This window comes from Corynebacterium sp. HMSC074H12 (assembly GCF_001813755.1).
GTDB lineage: Bacteria > Actinomycetota > Actinomycetes > Mycobacteriales > Mycobacteriaceae > Corynebacterium > Corynebacterium hiratae.
This window is the reverse complement of sequence record NZ_KV813889.1, coordinates 74,196-96,225: the sequence shown is the minus strand read 5'-3', so window position 1 is coordinate 96,225 and position 22,030 is coordinate 74,196. Positions and strand designations below refer to the sequence as shown.

At 61.0% G+C, this 22,030-nt stretch carries 19 protein-coding genes and 3 tRNA genes; 11 read left to right on the top strand and 11 right to left on the bottom strand.

Translation table 11 applies throughout. The annotated features are described in order from the left end of the window. Positions 1-94 precede the first annotated feature (94 nt). Positions 95-2,143, top strand: coding sequence for a DNA topoisomerase (ATP-hydrolyzing) subunit B (gyrB, locus tag HMPREF2932_RS03430; RefSeq protein WP_070547230.1), 2,049 nt, complete (start codon positions 95-97; stop codon positions 2,141-2,143). 117 nt (positions 2,144-2,260) lie between these two features. On the opposite strand, the gene HMPREF2932_RS03425 is transcribed toward gyrB, so the two are convergent. From HMPREF2932_RS03425 to HMPREF2932_RS03410, 4 genes are read right to left on the bottom strand one after another with little or no spacing between them, the layout of a single operon-like run. After that, positions 2,261-2,707: a DUF6918 family protein gene (locus HMPREF2932_RS03425; protein WP_070547231.1), complete on the bottom strand. Its 447-nt coding sequence runs from the start codon at positions 2,705-2,707 to the stop codon at positions 2,261-2,263. A 10-nt stretch (positions 2,708-2,717) separates the two neighbouring features. Further along, complete coding sequence (locus HMPREF2932_RS03420; protein ID WP_070701392.1) at positions 2,718-3,164, bottom strand: hypothetical protein; 447 nt, start codon at positions 3,162-3,164, stop codon at positions 2,718-2,720. A 50-nt stretch (positions 3,165-3,214) separates the two neighbouring features. Continuing rightward, positions 3,215-3,475, bottom strand: a complete 261-nt coding sequence (locus tag HMPREF2932_RS03415; protein WP_070681684.1) for a cell filamentation protein Fic — start codon at positions 3,473-3,475, stop codon at positions 3,215-3,217. After that, complete coding sequence (locus HMPREF2932_RS03410) at positions 3,472-3,693, bottom strand: CopG family transcriptional regulator (RefSeq protein ID WP_070681681.1); 222 nt, start codon at positions 3,691-3,693, stop codon at positions 3,472-3,474. Before HMPREF2932_RS03410 ends, HMPREF2932_RS03415 begins: the two co-directional genes overlap by 4 nt. 79 nt (positions 3,694-3,772) lie before the next feature. On the opposite strand from HMPREF2932_RS03410, the gene gyrA reads away from it, so the two are divergent. The 5 genes from gyrA (at position 3,773) to HMPREF2932_RS03385 (ending at position 9,248) form a co-directional block, all read left to right on the top strand. Next, positions 3,773-6,361: a DNA gyrase subunit A gene (gene gyrA, locus HMPREF2932_RS03405; RefSeq protein WP_071409607.1), complete on the top strand. Its 2,589-nt coding sequence runs from the start codon at positions 3,773-3,775 to the stop codon at positions 6,359-6,361. Between the two features lie 3 nt (positions 6,362-6,364). Next, positions 6,365-6,712: a DUF3566 domain-containing protein gene (locus HMPREF2932_RS03400; RefSeq protein WP_070512874.1), complete on the top strand. Its 348-nt coding sequence runs from the start codon at positions 6,365-6,367 to the stop codon at positions 6,710-6,712. 101 nt (positions 6,713-6,813) lie between these two features. Continuing rightward, a tRNA-Ile gene (locus tag HMPREF2932_RS03395) sits at positions 6,814-6,890 on the top strand. Positions 6,891-6,899: 9 nt separating this feature from the next. Further along, a tRNA-Ala gene (locus tag HMPREF2932_RS03390) sits at positions 6,900-6,972 on the top strand. A gap of 491 nt (positions 6,973-7,463) precedes the next feature. After that, positions 7,464-9,248 (top strand): hypothetical protein, encoded by a 1,785-nt coding sequence (locus HMPREF2932_RS03385; RefSeq protein WP_070701386.1) that lies wholly within the window; start codon positions 7,464-7,466, stop codon positions 9,246-9,248. 223 nt (positions 9,249-9,471) lie between these two features. Here the strand turns inward: HMPREF2932_RS03385 and HMPREF2932_RS03380 are convergent, their stop codons facing one another. Next, positions 9,472-10,386: a polysaccharide deacetylase family protein gene (locus tag HMPREF2932_RS03380; protein ID WP_071409606.1), complete on the bottom strand. Its 915-nt coding sequence runs from the start codon at positions 10,384-10,386 to the stop codon at positions 9,472-9,474. A gap of 187 nt (positions 10,387-10,573) precedes the next feature. Between HMPREF2932_RS03380 and HMPREF2932_RS03375 the strand changes: the two genes are divergently transcribed. Continuing rightward, a tRNA-Ala gene (locus HMPREF2932_RS03375) sits at positions 10,574-10,646 on the top strand. 57 nt (positions 10,647-10,703) lie between these two features. On the opposite strand, the gene HMPREF2932_RS03370 is transcribed toward HMPREF2932_RS03375, so the two are convergent. The 5 genes from HMPREF2932_RS03370 to HMPREF2932_RS03350 form a co-directional block, all read right to left on the bottom strand. Further along, positions 10,704-11,234, bottom strand: a complete 531-nt coding sequence (locus HMPREF2932_RS03370) for a GNAT family N-acetyltransferase (RefSeq protein WP_070754296.1) — start codon at positions 11,232-11,234, stop codon at positions 10,704-10,706. 18 nt (positions 11,235-11,252) lie between these two features. Beyond that, entirely contained in the window at positions 11,253-13,061 is a 1,809-nt protein-coding gene (locus HMPREF2932_RS03365; protein WP_071409605.1) for an ABC transporter ATP-binding protein, read from the bottom strand. After that, positions 13,058-14,632 (bottom strand): ABC transporter transmembrane domain-containing protein, encoded by a 1,575-nt coding sequence (locus HMPREF2932_RS03360; RefSeq protein ID WP_071409604.1) that lies wholly within the window; start codon positions 14,630-14,632, stop codon positions 13,058-13,060. Before HMPREF2932_RS03360 ends, HMPREF2932_RS03365 begins: the two co-directional genes overlap by 4 nt. An 83-nt stretch (positions 14,633-14,715) precedes the next feature. Further along, positions 14,716-14,919 (bottom strand): hypothetical protein, encoded by a 204-nt coding sequence (locus HMPREF2932_RS03355; protein ID WP_049156598.1) that lies wholly within the window; start codon positions 14,917-14,919, stop codon positions 14,716-14,718. 166 nt (positions 14,920-15,085) lie between these two features. Further along, positions 15,086-15,928, bottom strand: coding sequence for a hypothetical protein (locus tag HMPREF2932_RS03350; RefSeq protein WP_046648673.1), 843 nt, complete (start codon positions 15,926-15,928; stop codon positions 15,086-15,088). Between the two features lie 364 nt (positions 15,929-16,292). On the opposite strand from HMPREF2932_RS03350, the gene HMPREF2932_RS03345 reads away from it, so the two are divergent. Then, complete coding sequence (locus HMPREF2932_RS03345; RefSeq protein ID WP_070821462.1) at positions 16,293-17,216, top strand: methylenetetrahydrofolate reductase; 924 nt, start codon at positions 16,293-16,295, stop codon at positions 17,214-17,216. Then, on the top strand, positions 17,213-19,477 hold the full coding sequence (metE, locus tag HMPREF2932_RS03340; protein ID WP_071409603.1) for a 5-methyltetrahydropteroyltriglutamate--homocysteine S-methyltransferase: 2,265 nt from the start codon (positions 17,213-17,215) through the stop codon (positions 19,475-19,477). Before HMPREF2932_RS03345 ends, metE begins: the two co-directional genes overlap by 4 nt. 4 nt (positions 19,478-19,481) lie before the next feature. Here metE and HMPREF2932_RS03335 read toward each other — a convergent pair whose 3' ends face one another. Beyond that, positions 19,482-20,132, bottom strand: a complete 651-nt coding sequence (locus tag HMPREF2932_RS03335) for an HAD family hydrolase (protein WP_071409602.1) — start codon at positions 20,130-20,132, stop codon at positions 19,482-19,484. Positions 20,133-20,201: 69 nt separating this feature from the next. Here HMPREF2932_RS03335 and HMPREF2932_RS03330 point away from each other — a divergent pair, with 69 nt between their 5' ends. Both HMPREF2932_RS03330 and HMPREF2932_RS03325 read left to right on the top strand, forming a co-directional pair. After that, positions 20,202-20,732: a peptidylprolyl isomerase gene (locus HMPREF2932_RS03330; protein ID WP_046648667.1), complete on the top strand. Its 531-nt coding sequence runs from the start codon at positions 20,202-20,204 to the stop codon at positions 20,730-20,732. Positions 20,733-20,803: 71 nt separating this feature from the next. Next, on the top strand, positions 20,804-21,448 hold the full coding sequence (locus tag HMPREF2932_RS03325) for a rhomboid family intramembrane serine protease (RefSeq protein ID WP_071409601.1): 645 nt from the start codon (positions 20,804-20,806) through the stop codon (positions 21,446-21,448). Positions 21,449-22,030: the final 582 nt, after the last annotated feature.

The window sequence follows — 22,030 nt, the reverse complement described above, 5'->3', positions numbered from 1 at the left end:
TCTCACGGGCGTGCACTGTCCTCGCGTGGGGGGACACAGTGTAGAATGGCTAAAGTCTTAGATTTAGCTCTAGCCAAAAGGAGTACACGAATCCGTGGCTGAACAACACGCATATGATGCGGGGTCAATTACGATTCTGGAGGGCCTTGAGGCCGTCCGTAAGCGCCCCGGTATGTACATCGGTTCCACCGGTGCCCGCGGCCTGCACCACCTGATCTGGGAGATCGTCGACAACTCCGTCGATGAGGCAATGGCGGGCTATGCCGACAAGGTCATTGTCACCCTCCGTGAGGACGGGGGCATCGAGGTCATCGATAACGGCCGTGGTATCCCGGTCGAAATGCACGCCTCCGGTATCCCTACCGTCCAGGTGGTTATGACCCAGCTGCATGCCGGCGGTAAGTTCGACTCTGAATCTTATGCCGTGTCCGGTGGTCTGCACGGCGTGGGTATCTCCGTGGTCAACGCCCTGTCCACCCGCGTCGAGGCGGACATCAAACGCGATGGCAAGCACTGGTACCAGAACTTCAACAACGCTATCCCCGATGAGCTGGTGGAGGGCGATAATGCCCGCGGCACCGGCACCACCATCCGCTTCTGGCCGGACCCGGAGATCTTTGAAACCGTCGAGTTTAACTACGACACCATCGCTCGCCGCCTGCAGGAGATGGCCTTCCTGAACAAGGGTCTGACCATTGTTCTGCGTGACGAGCGCGCCATCTCCAAGGAGCAGGCCGAGCTCGAGGAGATCGCCGAGGCCGGCGATTCCGCCGTCAGCCTGAGCTCCCTGGATAACAAGGACGAAGCCGGCCAGGAGGGCGAGGACGGCGAGGGCAAGACTTCCAAGAAGAAGAAGGAAGTCACCTACCACTACCCGAACGGTCTGCAGGACTACGTTGCGCACCTCAACAAGAATAAGTCCGCCATCCACCCCACCATCGTTGCCTTCGACGTTAAGGGTGAGGACCATGAGGTGGAAATAGCGCTGCAGTGGAACCAGGGCTACAAGCAGTCCGTCCACACTTTCGCCAACACCATTAACACTCACGAAGGCGGCACGCACGAGGAAGGCTTCCGCGCGGCTCTGACCACCCTGATGAACCGCTACGCCAAGGAGCACAAGCTCCTCAAGGAAAAGGATGGCAACCTCTCCGGCGATGACTGCCGTGAAGGCCTTGCTGCCGTTATTTCCGTCAAGGTGGCGGACCCGCAGTTCGAGGGCCAGACCAAGACCAAGCTCGGTAACTCGGAGATCCGCGGCTTTGTCCAGCGCTCTGTCAACGAGCACCTCAACGATTGGTTCGACGCCAACCCGGCTGAGGCCAAGGTCATTATCAACAAGGCCGTATCCTCCGCACACGCCCGCGTAGCCGCCCGTAAGGCACGTGAGTTGGTGCGCCGCAAGTCCGCCGGTGACCTCGGCGGCCTGCCCGGCAAGCTGGCAGATTGCCGCTCCAAGGATTCGAAGCTTTCTGAGCTTTACATCGTGGAGGGTGACTCCGCAGGTGGTTCCGCGAAGGGCGGCCGCGATTCCATGTTCCAGGCCATCCTGCCGCTGCGCGGCAAGATCCTCAACGTGGAAAAGGCCCGCATGGACAAGGTTCTCAAGAACGCTGAGGTCCAGGCCATCATCACCGCCCTGGGCACCGGTATCCACGAAGAGTTCGATATTTCCAAGCTGCGCTACGACAAGATCGTGCTCATGGCCGATGCCGACGTGGACGGCCAGCACATCGCCACGCTGCTTCTGACCCTGCTCTTCCGCTTCATGCCGCAGCTGGTTGAGGATGGTCACGTCTACCTGGCGAATCCGCCGCTGTACAAGCTGAAGTGGGCCAAGGGCCAGCCGGGCTACGCCTTCTCCGATGCTGAGCGCGACAAGCTGCTGGCTGAGGGCCTGGAAGAGGGCCGCAAAATCAACAAGGACGACGGCATCCAGCGCTACAAGGGTCTGGGTGAGATGAACGCTGCCGAGCTGTGGGAAACCACCTTGGATCCGACCACCCGCGTCCTGCGCCGCGTGGATCTGGAAGATGCGCAGCGCGCCGATGAGCTCTTCTCCATCCTGATGGGTGATGACGTGGCCGCTCGTCGCTCCTTCATTACCCGCCGTGCGAAGGACGTTCGCTTCCTCGACGTCTAAGGCGTCTCAGAGCACGAGCCCATAGGGGAACAAGAGAAAGCAAAAAAAAGACCAGCCCTCAGAAAGAGGTGCTGGTCTTTTGTTCTTCGGTGCCTGGGGCCCGGATAGTTAATCCACTTATACGGTATCCATGTGGCGCTGCACCACACGGCCGATGGTCGCCACGTGAGGCTCCACAATGGACGAGGCCTTGCCGCGCAGCGACTTGTAGGTCCGCGCGATACCGGGGGCTTTAATATCTTCGGCGGACTTATCAGCTGCAGACATAAGGGACTCTGTAATTTCGCCGCTGCGCCCGTCCAAGTAGGTGCCAAAGTCGGACTGCTCTGAGCCCTCAAATTCCTTCCAATAGGAATCCAGGCTGTTGAGCAGCTCCGGCAGCATCTGGTTGATTCCCTTCGACAGAACCTTGGAGTCCGCCTTCTTTGCGGCCACCAAGGCGCCCTTGAAGGCCATGCCGGTGATACCGGTGAGGGATGCTACAGCATCGTCTGCTGCTGTGGACAAGTCCGCCACCACGGCGTTGCGGGTAGGGGACTGGAGGAGTTGGGAGAGGTTTGTCATACAGGCGAGCTTACTGTGCCGGGGCGCTGGAGCCTGCCTTGAGCGCGGCAAGCTGGTCAGCAATCTCCGGGAAACCATTGGTGCGAGCGAGGCGCTCGAGGTCGAAGTCGAGACCACCCTCGTAGAGACGGTTGTGCTCGGAAGAACCGGAGGAGCCTGCCATGCCGATTTGCGCGGCGAATTCATCTGCCTGGGCGCGCAGGGCTGGGTTGTTATCCACGACGAGCTTGAGCAGTGCCATCGCTGCAGCGATGGAACCGCCGATGATGAGCGTCATGTCGATGGGCGTGGAGCCGGTCAGGGAGGAGCCGCCTTCGCCCTGCTCGAAGTCGGGATTTACGTTGGCCTTCCAATCATCATTCGTGGTTTCAGCGCTCGCGGCGGGGGCTACGGAAGTGGTGAGGGTGGTAGCCACAACGCCGGCGGCGAGGAACTTCTTCAAAGACATAGAGGACATAGGGAATTCCTTTCTCAGAAGGGAATAGAGACTTCTTTATCACGTTTAACTTACATAACTTCTGCAACAGAAAGATAGACCTGCGCGCACAATCGCGCGAATTCTTCATTCTTTCCGCTCAACGCGGGCACTGAGCGCAAGACCGTCTCCAGCGACTGCGCGGCCGCGGCACGGCTGCCGTGCACGGCAATCCCCTCGATGGTTGCCGTGCTCGCGGCGGCCGCGGCGGCTAGGGCGGCGAAGTTGGTTATTCGCACGCGATATGCCCGGCAGAATTCCCGCGCGATCACAATCAGTTGCTCAACACTCATTTGCGCGAGCCCCGAGCCTGGCGGATCTCCGCCTCCAATTCCGAGCGCCCGGGCAGCAGCCGGCGCGCGGTGTCCTGGACCTCAGCATCCGAAAGGGTCCGCGCGGCTGCCGCGACGACGGCGCGGACCACCGCCTCGTGCTTGGAATTACCTTGCGCGGAAGCCAACAAGGTCAGCGCGTGGTCTTGCTCTGGGGTCAGGCGCAGTGTCATAGCCATGGCGAGAATGGTATCACGGTGATACCACGTCCGAGCCAGAAACAGCCTCAGAGGTCGTTAAACGGTACGATAGGGCCTTATGAGTGATAACAACGGTGATCTCTTCGATCGCATCCAACCAATTGACATCAATGAGGAGATGGAGTCGAGCTACATCGACTACGCCATGTCCGTCATCGTCGGCCGCGCCCTGCCGGAGGTGCGCGACGGCCTCAAGCCGGTTCACCGCCGCATCCTCTACGCCATGTATGACTCCGGCTACCGCCCAGACCGTGGCTACGTAAAGTCCGCCCGCCCGGTCTCGGACACGATGGGTCAGTTCCACCCGCACGGTGACTCCGCCATCTACGACACCCTCGTGCGCCTTGCACAGCCGTGGAACATGCGCTACCCGCTGGTCGACGGCCAAGGTAACTTCGGCTCCCGCGGTAATGACGGCCCGGCAGCTATGCGTTACACCGAGTGCCGCATGACGCCGCTGGCCATGGAGATGGTCCGCGATATCCGCGAAAACACCGTCGACTTCGCCCCGAACTACGACGGCAAGACGCAGGAACCGACCATCCTGCCCTCCCGCGTTCCGAACCTGCTGATGAACGGCTCCGGCGGTATCGCCGTCGGTATGGCCACCAACATTCCGCCGCACAACCTCAACGAGCTGGCGGATGCCATCTACTGGCTGCTTGATAACCCGAATGCTTCTGAGGAAGAAGCCTTGGCAGCCTGCATGGAACGCGTTAAGGGCCCAGATTTCCCCACCGCGGGTCTTATTGTGGGTGACCAGGGCATCAAGGATGCCTACACCACCGGCCGCGGCTCCATCCGTATGCGCGGCGTGACCTCCATTGAGGAGGTGGGCAACCGCCAGACCATCGTTATCACTGAGCTGCCCTACCAGGTCAACCCGGACAACATGATCTCCAATATCGCGGAGTCCGTGGTTAACGGCAAGATCGCCGGAATCGCCAAGATTGAGGATGAGTCCTCCGACCGTGTGGGCATGCGCATCGTTGTCACCCTCAAGCGTGACGCTGTAGCCCGCGTTGTCCTTAATAACCTGTACAAGCATTCCCAGCTGCAGACCTCTTTCGGCGCCAACATGCTTTCCATCGTGGATGGCGTGCCGCGCACCCTGCGCCTGGACCAAATGCTGAGCTACTACGTGGCTCACCAGATCGAGGTCATCGTCCGCCGTACCCAGTTCCGCCTCGATGAGGCCGAGAAGCGCGCCCACATTCTGCGCGGTCTGGTCAAGGCACTCGACATGCTCGATGAGGTCATCGCGCTCATCCGCCGCTCCCCGACGGTGGAGGAGGCACGCGAGGGCCTGATGCAGCTTCTCGGCGTCGACGAGATCCAGGCCGATGCCATCCTGGCTATGCGTCTGCGTCGCCTGGCTGCCCTGGAGCGCCAGAAGATCATCGATGAGTTGGCCGAGATCGAGGAGATCATCGAGGACCTGAAAGACATCCTCGCTCGCGACGAGCGTCAGCGTCAGATCGTCCACGATGAGCTGGAGGAAATCGTCGAGAAATACGGCGATGAGCGTCGCACCCAGATTGTCGCCGCCTCCGGAGACGTTTCCGACGAGGACCTCATCGCCCGTGAGAACGTCGTCGTCACCATCACCGCTACCGGTTATGCCAAGCGCACCAAGGTCGATGCTTACAAGGCACAGAAGCGCGGCGGCAAGGGCGTGCGCGGCGCGGAGCTCAAGCAGGACGATATTGTGAAGAACTTTTTCGTCTGTTCCACGCACGACTGGATCCTGTTCTTCACCAACTTCGGCCGCGTCTACCGCCTCAAGGCCTACGAACTCCCAGAGGCCGGCCGCACCGCCCGCGGCCAGCACGTGGCCAACCTGCTGGAGTTCCAGCCAGAGGAGCGAATTGCTCAGGTCATTCAGATCCAGTCCTACGAGGACGCCCCATACCTGGTCCTTGCTACCCAGCAGGGCCGCGTAAAGAAGTCGCGCCTGACCGATTACGAGTCCGCACGTTCCGCCGGGCTTATCGCCATCAACCTCAACGAGGGCGATGCGCTGATCGGTGCACAGCTCGTCAACGAGGGCGATGACATTTTGCTCACCTCTGAACAGGGCCAGGCTATCCGCTTTACTGCAGACGATGACCAGTTGCGCCCGATGGGCCGCGCTACCGCCGGTGTGAAGGGCATGCGCTTCCGCGGCGATGACCAGCTGCTGTCCATGTCCGTGGTCAATGACGGCCAGTTCCTCCTGGTGGCTACCTCCGGCGGCTACGGGAAGCGCACAGCCATTGAGGAGTACACCCCGCAAGGCCGCGGTGGACTCGGCGTGATGACCTTCAAGTACACGCCGAAGCGCGGCAAGCTCATTGCAGCAATCGCCGTCGACGAGGACGACGAGATCTTTGCCATCACCTCCGCCGGTGGTGTTGTGCGCACCGAGGTCAACCAGATTCGCCCGAGCTCCCGCGCCACCATGGGCGTGCGCTTGGTCAACCTGGCAGATGACGTCGAGCTGCTGGCCATCGACCGCAATGTTGAGGACGACGGCGAAGAAGACGCCCAGGCAGTTGCCAAGGGTGAAAAGTCCGTCGAGGACGTCAAGCCCGAACACCTCAAGCTTGGAGAGAACTCCAAGCCGGAAAAGGGCGAAGACAAGGACTCCGATAAGGACGAGGAGTAAACCATGATTGGACGAGAGCTTCACCTAGCCCGGATTTCGCCTATGTCGGCGTTCCGCGTTGGCTTGGCCATGTCCCTCGTCGGCCTCGTGGCCTGGATCATCGCCGTGTGCCTGCTGTACATCGGCCTTGACCAGGCGGGCATCTGGGATTCCCTGAACAGCCTTGTTGGCGGTGTCGGCGGCGGCTTTGAGGTCTCCTTCGGATTGGTCGTTTCTGCAGCCGCCCTGTTCGGCGCCATCATCGCCGTCCTGATGACGATTCTGGCGCCACTCATGGCTGTTATATATAACGCCATCGTGGACGTCTTCGGAGGGTTCAAGATCCGACTGCAAGATGAGCCGCATCAATAGCGATACAAAGTGAAGTAAAACCAGCTTCAAATACTGCATATGACCAGGCGATTTGTAATAAATCGCCGGTCCTATGTAGAGTAACTACTCGTTCCGGTCAAGGGCCTATAGCTCAGTCGGTTAGAGCGCATCGCTGATAACGATGAGGTCGCTGGTTCGATTCCAGCTAGGCCCACCACGGAACAATGGGGCATTAGCTCAATTGGTAGAGCATCTGCTTTGCAAGCAGAAGGTCAGGAGTTCGATTCTCCTATGCTCCACAATATAAATAAGGAAAGACGCTCAGCGACGACAAAGAAGCTGGGTGTCTTTCCTTTTTCCACTTAAGCCCCACGAAGGCTCACAGGAATCACCCGTTCCAGGTATCAGGGGGAGTGAGGGTGAAAGTTGGGCCGACACCCTAGCAAGTGCAATGACATTCGTGTAATTATTACCCAGATAGGGGTAGTACATTCACAGCTGTCACAAAGGTTCGAAATAGTTTCAATTTCAACTCCTGTAAAGAAGAATGCCATCTACCAGCCAAAATGCTAGGCATCGCCGCCAGCTGGTTGGAAAAAGTTTAAAAATAAGTTGTGTTTGACTGGAAAGACCCGCCAGACTTCGATAATCTTGCTGCAGCGACAAAAGCTGCACTACTCGTTGAGAATGTGAAGATCATTCATGAAGAACGATTGCTAGCGTCGCCCTACACGACGGTTATCGTAAGATAATTTTCACAGTCCGACCTCAACTCTCATAGGGGAAATACATGTTCAAGAACCGTGTTCGCACCGCTGCTCTCGCAGGTGCTATCGCAGTTGCCACCGGTGTCTCCGGTGTAGCAGTCCCGGCTTTCGCCCAGGACACCAACGCCACCAACATCCAGGGCGGCGGCTTCAATGAGCCGGACGCATCCCTGGGCAAGGATGTAGAGGCCAAGAATGTCACCGAGGCTGAGCTCCGCAAGCTCGTAGAAGCAACCGACCACTACATTGTCAACAACAACCAGTTCCGCGAGCTCTACGAAGCTGCCGCTGCTGCTAACACCGACGGTCTCGACCGCTCCGAGCAAGCAGATCACAAGGCTTACCAGGCTGCAGCCAACGAGGCTACCAAGCAGCTCGCACAGGCTGAGAAGAACGTTCAGGCTGCTCGCGCTTCCGTAGCATACGCTCTGCAGAACGACAAGGGCGCTGACAAGGCTTGGGCTAACTACGAAGAGAAGGCCTTCGACTACAACAACACTGTTACCAACGCCGCTGGCGGCCAGCGCTATGGTAAGGACGAGTCCAAGCTCGGCCTGCTGGAGAGCGACCTGAACAAGGCTAACAAGTGGGTCGAGAACAAGGTCAACGACGAAGACAAGTCTGGCCTCCCGCCGCTGAAGGCTCCGGAGCTGAGCCCGGTCGACCCGGAGATCTTTGACTCCGTTCAGAACACCCCGGCGAAGAACATCAAGATCTTCGAAGACACCATCAAGACCTACAAGGATCGCCTCGACTACGCCGGTTGGCGCGGTGCTGACAAGAGCGAGGATAGCTACATCACTCGTGACTACGTTCCGCTCCTTGAGCAGCTGATCGCAGACGCTGAGATGCTGCTGGAGCAGCTGAAGGCAGACGGTGCAGAGCTGGAGGAGGCTCGCAAGGCTGCCCTCGAGGCTTCCCGTACCGCTCAGGGTGCCGACATCCTGGTTCGCCAGGGCTACCTGGACCAGGCTCACGCACAGGTTCGCGTCCTGCGCGCAATGGAGGCTGAGTTCGCTATCGGCGCTCGTGAGCTCGAGCTGCGCGAGGCTGGCGACAACGCTACCGTTGTAATCCGTGACCGTGAGAACGGCGGCGACAAGCGCGTCACCCTGCGTGAGGCTTACGCTGAGCTCATCGCCCACAACACCGGTATCGTCTCCATCGCTAAGCAGAAGAACATGGATGTCTACGAGACGCAGAAGGTAACGGAAAAGGAGTTCAAGGATTGGGCTACCGACGAGGCTAACTTCGACGGCAACCGCATTTGGACCCCGAAGATCCCGGGCAACTTCGTGAACCCGGAGCGCCCGTACGGCGACTCCCCGGTTGCTGTCTGGGATGGCGGCACTGACCAGGAGCGCCTCGACTACCTGGCTAAGAAGGTTGCTGCACAGCAGCTTTGGTTCGGTCCGAACAACTACAACCTCGAGTACGAAGAGGCTTACCGTCAGGTTGTGAACGCTGACAATGGCGTTCAGAAGGACATTGCTGACTCCAAGGCTGCTGAGGAGCAGGCTAAGGCTGAGCGCGAGCGCGCTGAGCAGGAGGCTAAGGACCGTCAGCGTATCGCTGACGCCCTCGAGAACCTGGCTGGCGGCAACAAGGGCGGCGACAACGGTTCCGACGACGCTACCAAGCCGGGCAACAACAAGGATGACAAGTCCTCCAACATCAAGGACAAGCTGTCCAACGATGGCAAGCCGACCCCGCTCGCTATCTTCGGCATCGTCGCTGGTGTCCTGGCCGCAATCGCAGCTGCTTTCCCGGCAATTGCTAAGGCTCTGAACATCAAGCTCCCCTTCTAATTCAAGCTAGCTTGAATAGGCTTCGCCCCTAACGGAGCCAGAGTTTAGGAAGCACCCCACCAAGTGGTGGGGTGCTTCTCTTTGTTTTTTAGCCCGACTCCAAAATGGGTATATGGAGGGCTGCGACCTCAGACGGATCTACGCAAACAAGATGCCGTAGGACAAGCTACTTGTGTTAGCTTGTCCTACGGCGTGAGCTGACCTTGGGTTGTTAACTTTTGCTCTACTTGCTGAGGTACTGGCGTCCAGGTTCGGAGTTAGGGATAAGCGTGTCTAGCGATACTGGCTCTAACCCTTTGGCACGGAGGCCGTCAATGACGCATGGGGCGGCATCAACTGTCGTGATGTGAATGTCATGCATGAGGATGATGTCGCCTGCTTGGGCGCCGTCAACGGCTGCTGCGCAGATATGGTCGGAGTTGCGGTCCTTCCAATCTAGGGTGTCAATGCTCCACAGGGCTTGTGCTTGTCCGTTGTTTTTGGCTGCGTTAGCGACTGTCTGGTTCGTTGCACCGTAGGGTGGGCGTACCCAACGAGGGCTGTCGCCTGTTGCTGCCTTGATGGCAGCAGCACCTGATTTGATTTCCGCGTCAACCTCATGCGCGGGAAGCTTGTTCAGTTCGCGGTGTGTATCGGTGTGGTTGCCCACGGTGTGGCCCTCTGCTTTCATACGCCGGAGGAGCTCGGGATGAGCATAGGCATGAGGAGCTAGGACCATGAAGCTGGCGTGGGCGTCCTTGGCCTTTAAGGTGTCGAGAAGCTGGCCCGTCAATGCATCCGGGCCATCGTCGTAAGTGATGGCCACACAATTGGAGCAGGTATCGTCCGCTATTGATTGGGCTTTCGCCTTGTCAGCGTGGTTGGGATCGTCGGTTCGTGGCTCGGTGTTCTGCTTTGTTGCCGGGCGTGAGGAACCCGCAAAGACGGGATTCTCCTGAAGCTCCTTGGGCAGGGCCTTGTAGGCCTCGTACTCGATGCGGTCTACTTCTCTGCGCATGTCCTGCACAGTCGGAATCGTTGGCTGCGGGATGGATGGCTGCGGCAGTGTGGGTAGCTGTTGGGCAGTTGCCTGCTGTGGCACCGTAACGGTGGCAGCCAACGTGAGGGCGGCTACGGAGCGGAGGAGTATTCGGCGCATGACGACCTTCCACTAAAGTTTCAGAGACGACTCATTGTCCCTCTTTCGCGTGCTGTTTTCCGTGGTGACACGCAACTAAAGAGGTGTGAGTTAACTAAAGTGACGAAAGTTACCGCGCTTGGTGAGGACTACTCTGCCGGTCATGATTTCGTAGATGCGCGCACAAGGAGTACGCTATGTAGCTGCTGGGGCATTAGCTCAATTGGTAGAGCATCTGCTTTGCAAGCAGAAGGTCAGGAGTTCGATTCTCCTATGCTCCACAAGGCGCTCACTGTGTGAGCGCCTTTTAGGTTTTCTGGTCTTTCTGGTCTTGTTGATCAGTTGTCTTCTGATGTGGCCTTGTCGATGTCTTTGGCATCGGCGTTGCTGTCGAAGCGCTTGACTAAGACGATGTGGCCGTCCCTCTCGCTCACTGGCTCGAAACCCAAGTGGAGGTAAAGGCGATGTGCGCGGTCGTTGTCTTTAGCCACTGAGAGTGAGATGCCCGGGGCGCCCATCTCCCGGGAGAGGTCGGTGGCGGCGTCGATCAGCAGGGTACCGACACCCTGGCCCCGGAAGCGGGGCTCCACGGCCAAGGCGAGCTCTGGAATACCTTCCGCCACGTGTCCAAATCCATGGCGCTCAGCCGTACCCCAGTTCAGCCAGACTCCACCGGCGGGGACGTGGCCCTCCCAAGCGATGAAACCTCCGCGGGAAGGCTCCCAACCACCGAGGTAATAGTCGAAACCTTCCTCGAAACCTTCAGGAAGTTCCTTGTGCTCATCGCCGAAAGTATCGGCAAGGAAGTTGATACGGGCCAGATAGGTGCGGTCGGCTTCAGTAAGGGAAAGAAGATGCATGAGCTCCATGGTAGGCGCGGAGAAGACCTATTTCCCATGCTCCCATTGGGCATAGGCCGAGGCATAGCGCCCGCCCAGAGCGATGAGGTCGGCGTGGGTGCCATCCTCGACGATCTGGCCTTGTTCCATGACGATGATGCGGTCGGCCTCGCGGGCTTGGTCCAGGCGGTGGGCAACGACGAGTGAGGTGCGGTCTTTGGTGACGGCCTTGGCGGCGTGTTCGAGTACCTCGGCGTGCTCGGAGCCGGCCTCGGAGGTGGCCTCATCCATGATGAGTACTGGCGGTTGGCGCAGGATCATGCGGGCCAGTGAGAGCTGTTGCTCGGCCTCCGCGCCGATCTCTTCGTTACCGGCGCCGATGAGCGTGTCTAGGCCTTGGGGAAGCCAGCGCGAATTCTCATCAAGGCCCACGGTGTTGAGCGCGCGCCAAAGTTCCTCATCGCTGGCATCGGGTTTCGCCAACAGTAGATCGTTGCGCAGCGTGCCGGAGAAGAGGTGGACTTCCTGAGTAATGAGGGCGACGTGCTCGGTGATCCAGGTATTCGGCACCGTGGCGGTATCAATCCCGTCGAGGCTGATGGTGCCCGTTGTGGGGTACTGCAGGCCCGCGACGAGGGAGGCGAGGGTTGATTTGCCCGCGCCGGAGGTGCCCACGAGGGCGGTGGTGGTGCCGGCGGTGAGGGTCAGGGAGACGTCGTTAAGCACTGGCGCCCCACCGGGGTAAGCGTAGGAGAGGTGCTCGATGGTGATGGTGGGGGCGTCGCTAAGCCGGGGAGTGTCCTTCTGGTTCGCGCTGGTGTGCGCGCTGTCCTCGAGGGTGGCCAGGGCGACGGCGCGGCCGAGGGAGGTCACGGAATGCTGGATTTCACCGGCGAAGAAGAGGATGTTGAAGACGTGGATCTCTAGGCGCATGACCAAGAGCACGGCGGCGGTGGCCTCACCAGGGGTCAGCCAGCCCCAGATCACCATGGGCACGGACATGAGAACAGAGCCCAGCAGCAGCACCGCGAAGGCTAGGGCGCCCTGGCCAACGATGCGGTTGATGAGCGGAACCTTGTCACCCCAGGCCTGTACCGTGTCCCAGGAGTAGCGTTCCATGCGCGCGTGCGCCCAGTCTTTGAGTGAGAACTGGCGGAGGGTCTCCAGTGCGCGGATGGTGTCCAACAGCACGTTGTTGCGGTAAGCCTCCACCGAGGAGACTTCGTTGGCGATGGCGGGGATATCCCGCATGGTGCCGCGGATGAAGGGGTAGAGCAGGCAGCTCACCGCAATGAAGAGCAGGGCGTAGGCGGGGTGGATGAAGATCATCATGAGCGCGGTCAGCGGCAGCATGAAGAGGGTGAGTACCAAGCGGTCACCCATCATGGAGATGGCCATGACCACGGTGTCGATGTCCTTGGACAGGCGCGTGATGATGTTGCCGGTACCTAGCTCCATGACGGCCGGCACGGGGGCACCGAGGGTGGAATCCAGCGCTGAGGTGCGCAGATCCACCGAGAGGCGGCGGGTGGTGGAGGTGACCAGGTAGCGCCCCAGGGTGCGGCCGGTGACCTCTACGAGGAAGCCCACCGCGATGACGATGAGTGCGCCGACCATGGCTGTGCGTCCCGTGCCAAGGACGGGAAGCTCCACGCCCTGGATGATGTCGACGACGCGTCCGAGCACCTGGGAGACCAGGTTCATCATGATGACGGTGACGGTAAAGAGGCCGAAGAAGAGGACGATGCCGAGCCTGCTGGGAGCACTGGGCAGGGACTTCAGAAAACGCAGGCACTCCTGTGGGGAGGCGGGCGCTAAGGCATCCGCGCGGTCTGTGGTGGTGGGGTGGTGGCTCATAGCTCCACCACCTCATCGGCGTTGGCGGCCCACGTGGAGGCGGAGGTGATGACCACGGTGGTCTTGTCGGCGCGCAGTTCGCGCACGCGCTTGGCGACGTCCGCCAGGGTCAACGAATCCAGCCCCGTCGTGGGGTTGTCCAGGACGAGAACGTCGGGATCGAGTGCGAGTGCGCGGGCCAGGGCGACGCGCTGGCGCTGGCCGCCGGAGAGGTTGAGGCCGGCTTCGCCAATGGGTGCGGTGGGAAGTTCGCCGCCCGGGCCCAGCCCGCCGAGGCGGATAACAATGTCCTCGCAGGCGGAGGCGTGCAAGGCGTCGTGGGTTTGGGTTTGGGTTGCCGCGCGCAGCGGATCGACGTTGTCCTGCAGGGTTCCTTCCAGCACGGAGATGCGGTGCGGCGGGCACAAAGCGCCGTTGTCGTTGAGGTAGCGCACCCAGGAATCCACGGTGCTGCGGCCCGCGGCGGTCGTGGGCATCCACACGTGCAGGCCAGGGGAGAGCTCGATGGGCGTGCCGATTGTCTTCTCGGTAGTGGTATTGAGCTGGCCCAGCAGCTCGCCAACACGCTCCACGGAGGCGCGCGCCCGGGCCCAGTTCTCGGTGAGCAGGCCCAGCGATACGCCGAGCGCGGTCAATGCCGGGGGTGCGAGCATGGTAATCGCCATCATGCCGCCGGGGGCAATGTGGCCTTCGAAGGTTTCCCAGGAGGTCCAGGCCAGAATGCCTACCGCAAAGGAGGCGGGGACCATCTGCCGCACCCAGGCCATGAGGGAGGACAGCTTGGCCTCGTGGAGCATGGTGGTTAGGGCTTCGTGAGCGGCGTCGGAAAAGCGCTGGCGGGCAATGTCCTTGGCGCCCAGGCCTTTGATAACGCGGGAACCTTGGGCGAAGTCCGTGGCGAGTGACAACGCGGTGTTTTCCAGCTGGCGGCGGCGCGCAGCAACCTTGGTCAGCGGCTTGGTGGTGGCCCACGAGGCCAGCGCGGTGGCGAGGGCACCGATCAGTAGGGCGGCGGAGACCTGCCAGGAAACCGGGGCGAGGCTGACCACGGCGCCTAGGAGGTAACCCACCATGACGAGTGGGAAGTTGAGGATCTGCTTGAGTTGGCCGATGTAGTGCGAATCCTCATCCATCGTGTTGAGCAGCCGGCCGGGGCTAATCCCGGCGGTCGAGGCACCCAGCAGCTTATCCAGCAGGTTCAGGCGCAGCGTGTGGGTGCTGCGGGCCTGACTCAGATCCGTGAAAGCATCCGCTGTGGCTTCGCAGATATAGGCGACGTAGAGGATGACCGCGGTAGCCGCAAGCGGCAAGGCTACGGTGCGCCAGGAGGGATCGGAAAAGGCATACTGCGTAGTGTGGCCGATGATGACCGAGACTAATGCGCCCAGCGGTGCGTTGATGAGGGTAGCGATGAAGATGCCGATGACGCCGGTGCGTTGGGCACCCAGCATCCGCCACGTGGCGGCGCCGGGCCGAGAGAAGTCGGTGGTCTCAGTGAGGGATACCTCCCCGGTAGGTGGTTCATCGGGGAGGTACCACGACCACGTCCGCATGCGTGGATAGTGAGTCATAAGGACTCATCTTATAGCGCAATGCGCATAAGGTGGTGATTCAGATTACAGCAAAGAAGGATCGCTGTAATGGGGTACGCGGCTTAAGCCAAGTGGTAGTTGTCCACGTCGTAGCCGTTGAACTCGCGGTCGACGCCGTAGTCATCGACGGAGGTGAACTGCGTGCCGTTTTCGATGGCAAAGCGCAGGTTATCCACGCGGGTGGACGGATCACCGCTGACGGCACCGGCCGGAAAATAGAAGGTGTCCCCGCTCTTGAGCTTGACGATGAGTGATTCGAAGCTCATTCCTGATCTCCTTGCCTGCTGCTGATACGGTGGCGGCGCAAAACTGCGCGCGGGCACCGATCCTTCACGATCGATGCCGATTAACCCTCGATTCAAGCAGGTCGGGCCCGTGCAGGCAAAGGAGTGAGATCAAGGCAACGAAACACGCACCCCCAAGGATGGGGGATTAGTTCTCCTCTTCGGTGTGGAGGCGGTGCTTGCCCTCGGACTCGTGGTCGTCGGTGATGCGGGAGGTGTCGGCATCCTTCTTGTCGGCGTTGCTGACCTCGATCTCGGTCTCGACGGCGTCCTGAATAGCGGTTTCTTCCTCGCGGTGCTTGGCCAGCTGCTCATCCAGGGAGCCCAGCAGCTCCTCGTCGCGCTCGACAACGCCTTCCTCAGCCAGGTCGGACTCCTTCTTGGCATCGTCCTCAGTGGTGGAGGTGTAGACCAAGGTGGAGCCCTGCGGTGCAGACGGGGAGGAGAAGTCTTCGACGCGCGGCGGGACGGCGGACTCCTTCTCCTTCTTCTGGGTGAAGAAGTAGTAGATGCCGCCGCCGATGGCCGCAAGGGCGGCAACGAGCGCGGAGATCAGCCAGATCTTCGAGCCCTTCTTCTTGTCCTTACCGCTGATGCGGCGGGCCTTCTTTTCGGCCTTGGAAGCCTTCTTCTTAGCCTGCTTGCGGGCCTTGGAGGCCTTCTTTTCTGCCTGCTTCTGGGTCTTCTCCCACTGCTTGGAGGCCTTGTCCTGGGCCTCCGCGGCAGCCTCAGAGAGCTTTTCGGTGGCTTCTTCGCTGCGTTCCTTCAGCTCCTCCAGGGCGCGCTCGAGGCGGGAGTGCGCGGCCTTGGTTACGGCACCCGCTTCGCGGCGGGCCTCGGAGAACCAATCGCCATCGCGCTCTTCCATGCGGGCGGCGGCGGTCTCCAGGACGGAGTAGGCCTCGCGAGCCTTTTCATCGCGGCGTTCCTTGAGGCGCTCCACCAGGGCGGAGGTAGCGCTGATGGCTGTGGACAGGGCGGCGGGGTTCATGGGCTCAGGTGCTCCTTTATGTCAATACTGAGGTGATGTGTGTTGGACAACTGTTTATGGAGTGATTGTCGGCGCCGAACCGGGGTGTGCCCGCGTTCGCGCTGGATACTCCCTTTCAGCGTAGTGGCGGCGCGCAGGTCCCGCCACCATATGCGCAAAGGCCGCGAGCTGTTCAAAGAAAATAGACAGCTTTGTACGGATGAGGCGGGTTTTTATTCATTGTGGGTTTGCGTTAACGGTGCAGCTGACTGGGTTCTAAAGGTATCACCAATACTAAAACCCTTTCGCGAGAAATGGACAGCTTGGTACGTTTTGGGACATCAACACCGACGATAAACAACGATAACCTGCAGAGGAGGTGAGCATGTCCCCGCGACTCTCCGCATCCGCGCCACTAGACCAAATCAGCGAAGATACGCCTAAGGAGCTCAAGCGCACCGCTCTCTCTTTCGAGGTGATCCCGCCGCGTCACGATGCGGACGCCGCCAAGATTGACCGCTTATTGGCCACGCTCGCCGCGTATAACCCCGACTACATCGCCGTCACCAGCTCCCAGCGTTCCGGGTGGCTGGAGGGAACCGCGGCGTTTATTGAGAAGATTTCGCGCGATACCGCGATGCGTCCTTTGGCCCACCTGGCTTGCACCGCCGGCACAGAGGAAGAGCTCGTTGGCTGGATCGACACGCTGGTCGACGCCGGCGTCCGCGGCCTCCTCGCCCTTCGCGGCGACCTGCCGGAGGGCGGCATGCCCGAAGGTCATCTGCCGCACGCTGATTCCCTGGTCCGGCTCATCCGCCGCTGGGAATCCGACCGTGTGGCGCGCTTGGCGGCCGGGCGCTTGGCGGTGGGCGTGGCCTGCTATCCCAACGGCCACGCCGAGTCCGCGACGCCGGACGAGGATATCGACGTCCTTTTGGCCAAGCAGCGCCTCGGCGCAGACTTCGCCATCACCCAGCTTTTCTTCGACGCGGAGGACTACGTCCGCTTCGCCCAGCGCGCCCGGCTGGCGGGTGTGCGCATTCCGCTGATCCCCGGGATCATGCCTATGACTAGCCGTGCTCGGGTGGAGCGAATGTGCCAGCTGTCCGGGTTGGACGGGCCGACCAAGGTCCTTGACCAGCTCGCGGCAGCGACCTCCCCCGAGGAAGAGAAAGAAATCGGCATGCAGATTACAGCCTCGTTGGCGAAGTCGGTGATGAACGCCGGCGCCGACGGGCTGCACATCTACACGCACAACAATCCAGACATTACGACTGACCTGCTACATCGAATTGGAGTCACCCCATGACCGCACCATTCCCCAAGGCCACGATTGAGGGCTACCCACGAGTCGGTGCCCACCGCGAGCTCAAGCGCGCGCTGGAGTCCTACTGGTCCGGCAAAATCGACGCCGAGACCTTCGAATCCGCCGCGCACTCCCTGCGCCTCGACACCTACGCCCGCCTCAAGGAGCTGGGCCTCACTGAGGATTACGCCATCCCGGCCGACGTCGCCTACTACGACCACGTCCTCGAGACCGCGCTGACCGTGGGCGCTGCCCAGGGCGAGAGCCTCGATGATGAGTTCACCCTGGCCCGCGGTAACAAGGACACCGCGCCGCTGGAGATGACCAAGTGGTTCGACACCAACTACCACTACATCGTCCCTGAGATCACCGATGACCAGACCTTTAACGCCCGCCCGCAGCGCGTGCTGAAGATCGTCGAGGAGGCCCGCGCCGCCGGTCACACCGTGCGCCCAGTCCTCGTTGGTCCGGTGACCCTGCTGGCACTGTCCAAGCAGGCCGAGGGTGCCACCAAGCAGCCCCTGGACCACCTCGATCAGGCAGTCGAGTCCTACCTCACCGTCTTGGCTGAGCTTCACGACGCCGGCGTCGAATGGATTCAGCTCGCCGAGCCGGCCCTGGTCGCCGACCTCGCCGCCGCTGACGACTCCACCCTCGCCGCCGCACTCAAGAGTGCCTACGGCCGCATCCTGGGCGCGGAGAAGCGCCCGCAGGTTTACCTGACCACGCCCTATGGTTCCCTCAACGCTGGCCTCGATGTCATCGCCGAGCTGCAGCCGGAAGCGGTCCAGGTGGATCTGTCCGTCGGCACCCTGGCCCTAGATAATTCCTACCTCGAGCGCGTGGCCAAGCTCGCCGAGGCCACCCACCTCGCCGCCGGCCTGGTCGACGGTCGCAACGTCTGGGCCGCCAACCTGCGCGACCTGCGCGAGAAGCTCGAGAGCCTCGGCGAAGGCGTTTCCGTAACCACCTCCGTGTCCCTCCAGCACGTGCCGCACACCGTGGAGGCGGAGACCTCCCTTCCGGTGGACGTCGCCACCTGGTTCGCCTTCGCTGATGAGAAGATCCGCGAGGTCGTCGCACTCGCCGCCGGCCCGCTGGACACCCCGGAGGCCTATGCGCAGGCCGACCGCGCCGTGCGCACCCGCGCCGAGTCCTCCCGCACCCACGACCAGGCAGTGCAGGACCGCACCGCGCAGCTGCCGGAGGGCCAGGTTCAGCGCCAGCCGGAGTTCGCCGAGCGCAACAAGGCACAGGAGGCCCTCGGCCTGCCGCAGCTGCCGACCACCACCATCGGCTCCTTCCCGCAGACTGCTGAGATTCGCGCCGCCCGCGCCGCACACCGCAAGGGCGAGCTCTCCGACGCCGACTACACCGAGGCACTGCGCAACGAGGTGAAGTCCGTCATCGAGCTGCAGGAGCGCCTGGGCCTGGACGTCCTGGTCCACGGCGAGCCGGAGCGCAACGACATGGTGCAGTACTTCGCCGAGCTTCTCGACGGCTTCGTCGTCACCGAGAACGGTTGGGTCCAGTCCTACGGCTCCCGTTGCACCCGTCCGCCAATCGTGGTTGGCGACATCTCCCGCCCGAAGGCCATGACCACCGAGTGGGCGAAGTTCGCGCAGTCCCTGTCCGAGAAGCACGTCAAGGGTATGCTCACCGGCCCGGTGACCATCCTGGCCTGGTCCTTCGTGCGTGATGACGTCCACCAGTCCGTCTCCGCCGACCAGCTCGGCGTGGCGCTGGCCGACGAAGTCCGCGACCTCGAGGAAGCCGGCATCGACATCATCCAGATCGATGAGCCCGCCCTGCGCGAGCTGTTGCCGCTGCGCGAGAAGGACCGCAAGGCCTACCTCGACTGGGCGGTGCGCTCCTTCCGCCTCGTAGCACTCGAGGCCAAGCCGACCACTCAGATCCACACGCACCTGTGTTACTCGGAGTTCGGCCAGATCATCGACGCCGTCGCCGGCCTCGACGCCGACGTCACCTCCATCGAGGCGGCCCGCTCCCGCATGGAGCTGCTCGAGGACATCGATGAGAAGTTCCACTCCGAGATCGGCCCGGGCATCTACGACATCCACTCCCCGCGCATCCCGTCCGTGGCGGAGATGGCCGAGCTCATCCGCGCCGCTCTGAAGAACGTGCCTGTGGAGCGCTTGTGGGTCAACCCGGACTGCGGCCTGAAGACCCGCGGCTACGAGGAGACCGAGGCCTCCCTGCGCAATATGGTCCTCGCCCGCGAGGAGGTCCGCGCCAGCCTCTAGGGGTTTAAATCCAAAGATTTAAACCGTCCATCGCCGTCAGCTCACTGAGCGCGGCGATGTCTCCGTTTCCGGCCCTATCGAAGTGCAGCGCTTTGAGCCCCGCGGCCCGGGCGCCCTCGACATCATTGGCCACCGAATCACCGATCATCAGCGTGGAGCCAGGCTCCACTTCCAGTCGCCGACAAGCCTCAAGGTAGGCCTCTCGGTGCGGCTTCGGATGGCCCATCTCCACGGTGGGGAAGAGCTCAACGCCTGGCAGGTCGAGCCCGCCTGCCCGCAGTTTGCCCATTTGCATGTCTCGCGCCCCATTCGTGAGCACACCGACCTTGAGCCCTAAATCCAGGACATACTCGAGTGCTTCCCGCGCGCCCTCCACCGCGCACCAATGCTTCTCGTAGGCGGCTAGGTACTTGGCATATTCCGCCAGCGCCTCCTGCTCCGTCATCTCCGGGCGGCCCAGGAACTCGCGGCAGCGCTCCACCCGCTGGCCCTGATGAGAAACCTCGCCGCGCTCGTAGGCGGCGAACCACTTCTTTTCAATTTCCGCGAAGCGCTCGTGATGCCCGCCTGGCAACCACTCCTCAACGGCTGCGTGCATCGCGGCGGTGTGGTCCATGAGGGTGTCATCGAGATCGAAGAGAATGGCGCGGATCATGCTTGTAACCCTACGCAGATCGCTCACAGCGTTGTGCCGGAACGACGCACCGGGCGAAATTTCCATACAATGGCTGGCATGACTCAGAAGACCGCAACTGCAACGATGCACACCAACTACGGTGACATTGTTATCGACCTGTTCGGTAACCACGCACCGGTAACCGTTGAGAACTTCATCGGCCTGGCCAAGGGCGAGAAGGACTACACCACCCAGAACGCCAAGGGCGAGCAGTCCGGCCCGTTCTACGATGGCGCTATTTTCCACCGCGTCATCGACCAGTTCATGATCCAGGGCGGTGACCCCACCGGTACCGGCCGTGGCGGCCCCGGCTACCAGTTCCAGGATGAGTTCCACCCGGAGCTGCAGTTTGACCGCCCGTTCCTGCTGGCCATGGCGAATGCCGGCCCGGGCACCAACGGCTCCCAGTTCTTCATCACCGTGGCGCCGACCCCGCACCTGAACAACCACCACACCATCTTCGGTGAGGTCACCGACCCGGCTTCCCAGGAGGTCGTGTCCAAGATTGCTAAGGTCTCCACCGACCGCATGGACCGTCCGGCTGAGGACGTCGTCATCGAGTCCATCGAGATCGCCTAAGCGTTCTTAGCTTTTCATCTGAGCCCGCTGCCACGTGATGTGGTGGCGGGCTCGTTGTTTTAGGAGTCTGCGTGAAGAACTATCTGAAATCAGCACCGGCCACTCTGGTGCTCATGGTGCTGTGCATTGGGGCATGGTTGGTCACGGCCATCCAGGCCAAGACCCTCTTTACGCCCTACTATCGCAGCTTGCTGGCCCAAGATTGGACGCTGTGGGGCCCTGAAGTGTCCGAGCACCCCACAACTGTCATTACCGCAGGCTTTATGCATCTCGATGCCGGGCACCTTTTGGTCAACATGGTGATGCTGTTCTTTGTGGGCAGGGAAGTAGAGCGCGCTCTGGGCAGCGCGCTGTATGTAGCGGCCTATCTCATCTCCATTGTGGGCTCTTCCGCCGCAGTGCTGTGGATGGATTTCGGCACACCCACGGTGGGCGCCTCCGGCGCCCTGTTTGCGCTCATGGGACTACTCATTGGTGTGTACCGCAGCCGCGGTCTGGATCTGCGAGCGCCCATCGTCCTCGTGGTGGCCAACGTTATCTACAGCTTCGTGGCGGAGAACGTCTCCGTGTGGGGGCACTTGGGTGGTTTGTTCACAGGACTGCTGTTGGCACCATTTCTCTTTCGTCAGCGCGCGTGGCTGCGTTGGCTAGGGATATGGCTTATCGGGGCGATAGCTGTTGTTGCAGCGGCGCTGGGAGCTGGGCTTTGGGGATAACTTGGGCGTGTTATCCACCAAAACCTTTGTGCGAAAGAATTCCACATCAGTTATCCACATTGTGGATAACTACATTTTTGTAATTTACCGAACGTGTGGGCCAAGATAACCGCAGATCAGCAGCGTATTAGGTTGTGTTCGAAGTTTTTGTGCGGGCTGTGGGAAGCGTGAAAACACTTATCCACAGGGTGTGGAGAAAGGCTGTGGAATTCGTTGTCCACAGAGTTATCCCCACCCTGTGGATAACTTTGTACCCAAGGTGTTAACAGTGCTCTGGTTGCGGGGTGTTTGGCATGACTTAGGTCAATTTAGTGCGGAAAAATCCCGTCCCACCGCCGACAACCACCAGGTAGCAGTGCCAAGAGTGGCGTTGCTCACCCGCTCATGACCAAAATCGGGTCACAATGACCGTTTCCGTAGAGCACTGCACGTATCTTCGCGAAACGGATTACCTTCTTCGATCCCCTCGCAACGCGCAACATCTGCGTGCCTCCATCGACATGCTGGAGGCATCCGACAAATGGCGTCTGATAAAAGGCATCCGTCAAAAGGCGTTTTCACGGCTGAAAACGCCTTTTACGC

Coding starts and splice junctions, on each gene's coding strand:
- HMPREF2932_RS03425 (WP_070547231.1), bottom strand. CDS start 2,707: ATGACAAACCTCTCCCAACTCCTCCAGTCCCCTACCCGCAACGCCGTG.
- HMPREF2932_RS03420 (WP_070701392.1), bottom strand. CDS start 3,164: ATGTCCTCTATGTCTTTGAAGAAGTTCCTCGCCGCCGGCGTTGTGGCT.
- HMPREF2932_RS03415 (WP_070681684.1), bottom strand. CDS start 3,475: ATGAGTGTTGAGCAACTGATTGTGATCGCGCGGGAATTCTGCCGGGCA.
- HMPREF2932_RS03410 (WP_070681681.1), bottom strand. CDS start 3,693: ATGGCTATGACACTGCGCCTGACCCCAGAGCAAGACCACGCGCTGACC.
- gyrA (WP_071409607.1), top strand. CDS start 3,773: ATGAGTGATAACAACGGTGATCTCTTCGATCGCATCCAACCAATTGAC.
- HMPREF2932_RS03400 (WP_070512874.1), top strand. CDS start 6,365: ATGATTGGACGAGAGCTTCACCTAGCCCGGATTTCGCCTATGTCGGCG.
- HMPREF2932_RS03385 (WP_070701386.1), top strand. CDS start 7,464: ATGTTCAAGAACCGTGTTCGCACCGCTGCTCTCGCAGGTGCTATCGCA.
- HMPREF2932_RS03380 (WP_071409606.1), bottom strand. CDS start 10,386: ATGCGCCGAATACTCCTCCGCTCCGTAGCCGCCCTCACGTTGGCTGCC.
- HMPREF2932_RS03370 (WP_070754296.1), bottom strand. CDS start 11,234: ATGGAGCTCATGCATCTTCTTTCCCTTACTGAAGCCGACCGCACCTAT.
- HMPREF2932_RS03365 (WP_071409605.1), bottom strand. CDS start 13,061: ATGAGCCACCACCCCACCACCACAGACCGCGCGGATGCCTTAGCGCCC.
- HMPREF2932_RS03360 (WP_071409604.1), bottom strand. CDS start 14,632: ATGACTCACTATCCACGCATGCGGACGTGGTCGTGGTACCTCCCCGAT.
- HMPREF2932_RS03355 (WP_049156598.1), bottom strand. CDS start 14,919: ATGAGCTTCGAATCACTCATCGTCAAGCTCAAGAGCGGGGACACCTTC.
- HMPREF2932_RS03350 (WP_046648673.1), bottom strand. CDS start 15,928: ATGAACCCCGCCGCCCTGTCCACAGCCATCAGCGCTACCTCCGCCCTG.
- HMPREF2932_RS03345 (WP_070821462.1), top strand. CDS start 16,293: ATGTCCCCGCGACTCTCCGCATCCGCGCCACTAGACCAAATCAGCGAA.
- metE (WP_071409603.1), top strand. CDS start 17,213: ATGACCGCACCATTCCCCAAGGCCACGATTGAGGGCTACCCACGAGTC.
- HMPREF2932_RS03335 (WP_071409602.1), bottom strand. CDS start 20,132: ATGATCCGCGCCATTCTCTTCGATCTCGATGACACCCTCATGGACCAC.
- HMPREF2932_RS03330 (WP_046648667.1), top strand. CDS start 20,202: ATGGCTGGCATGACTCAGAAGACCGCAACTGCAACGATGCACACCAAC.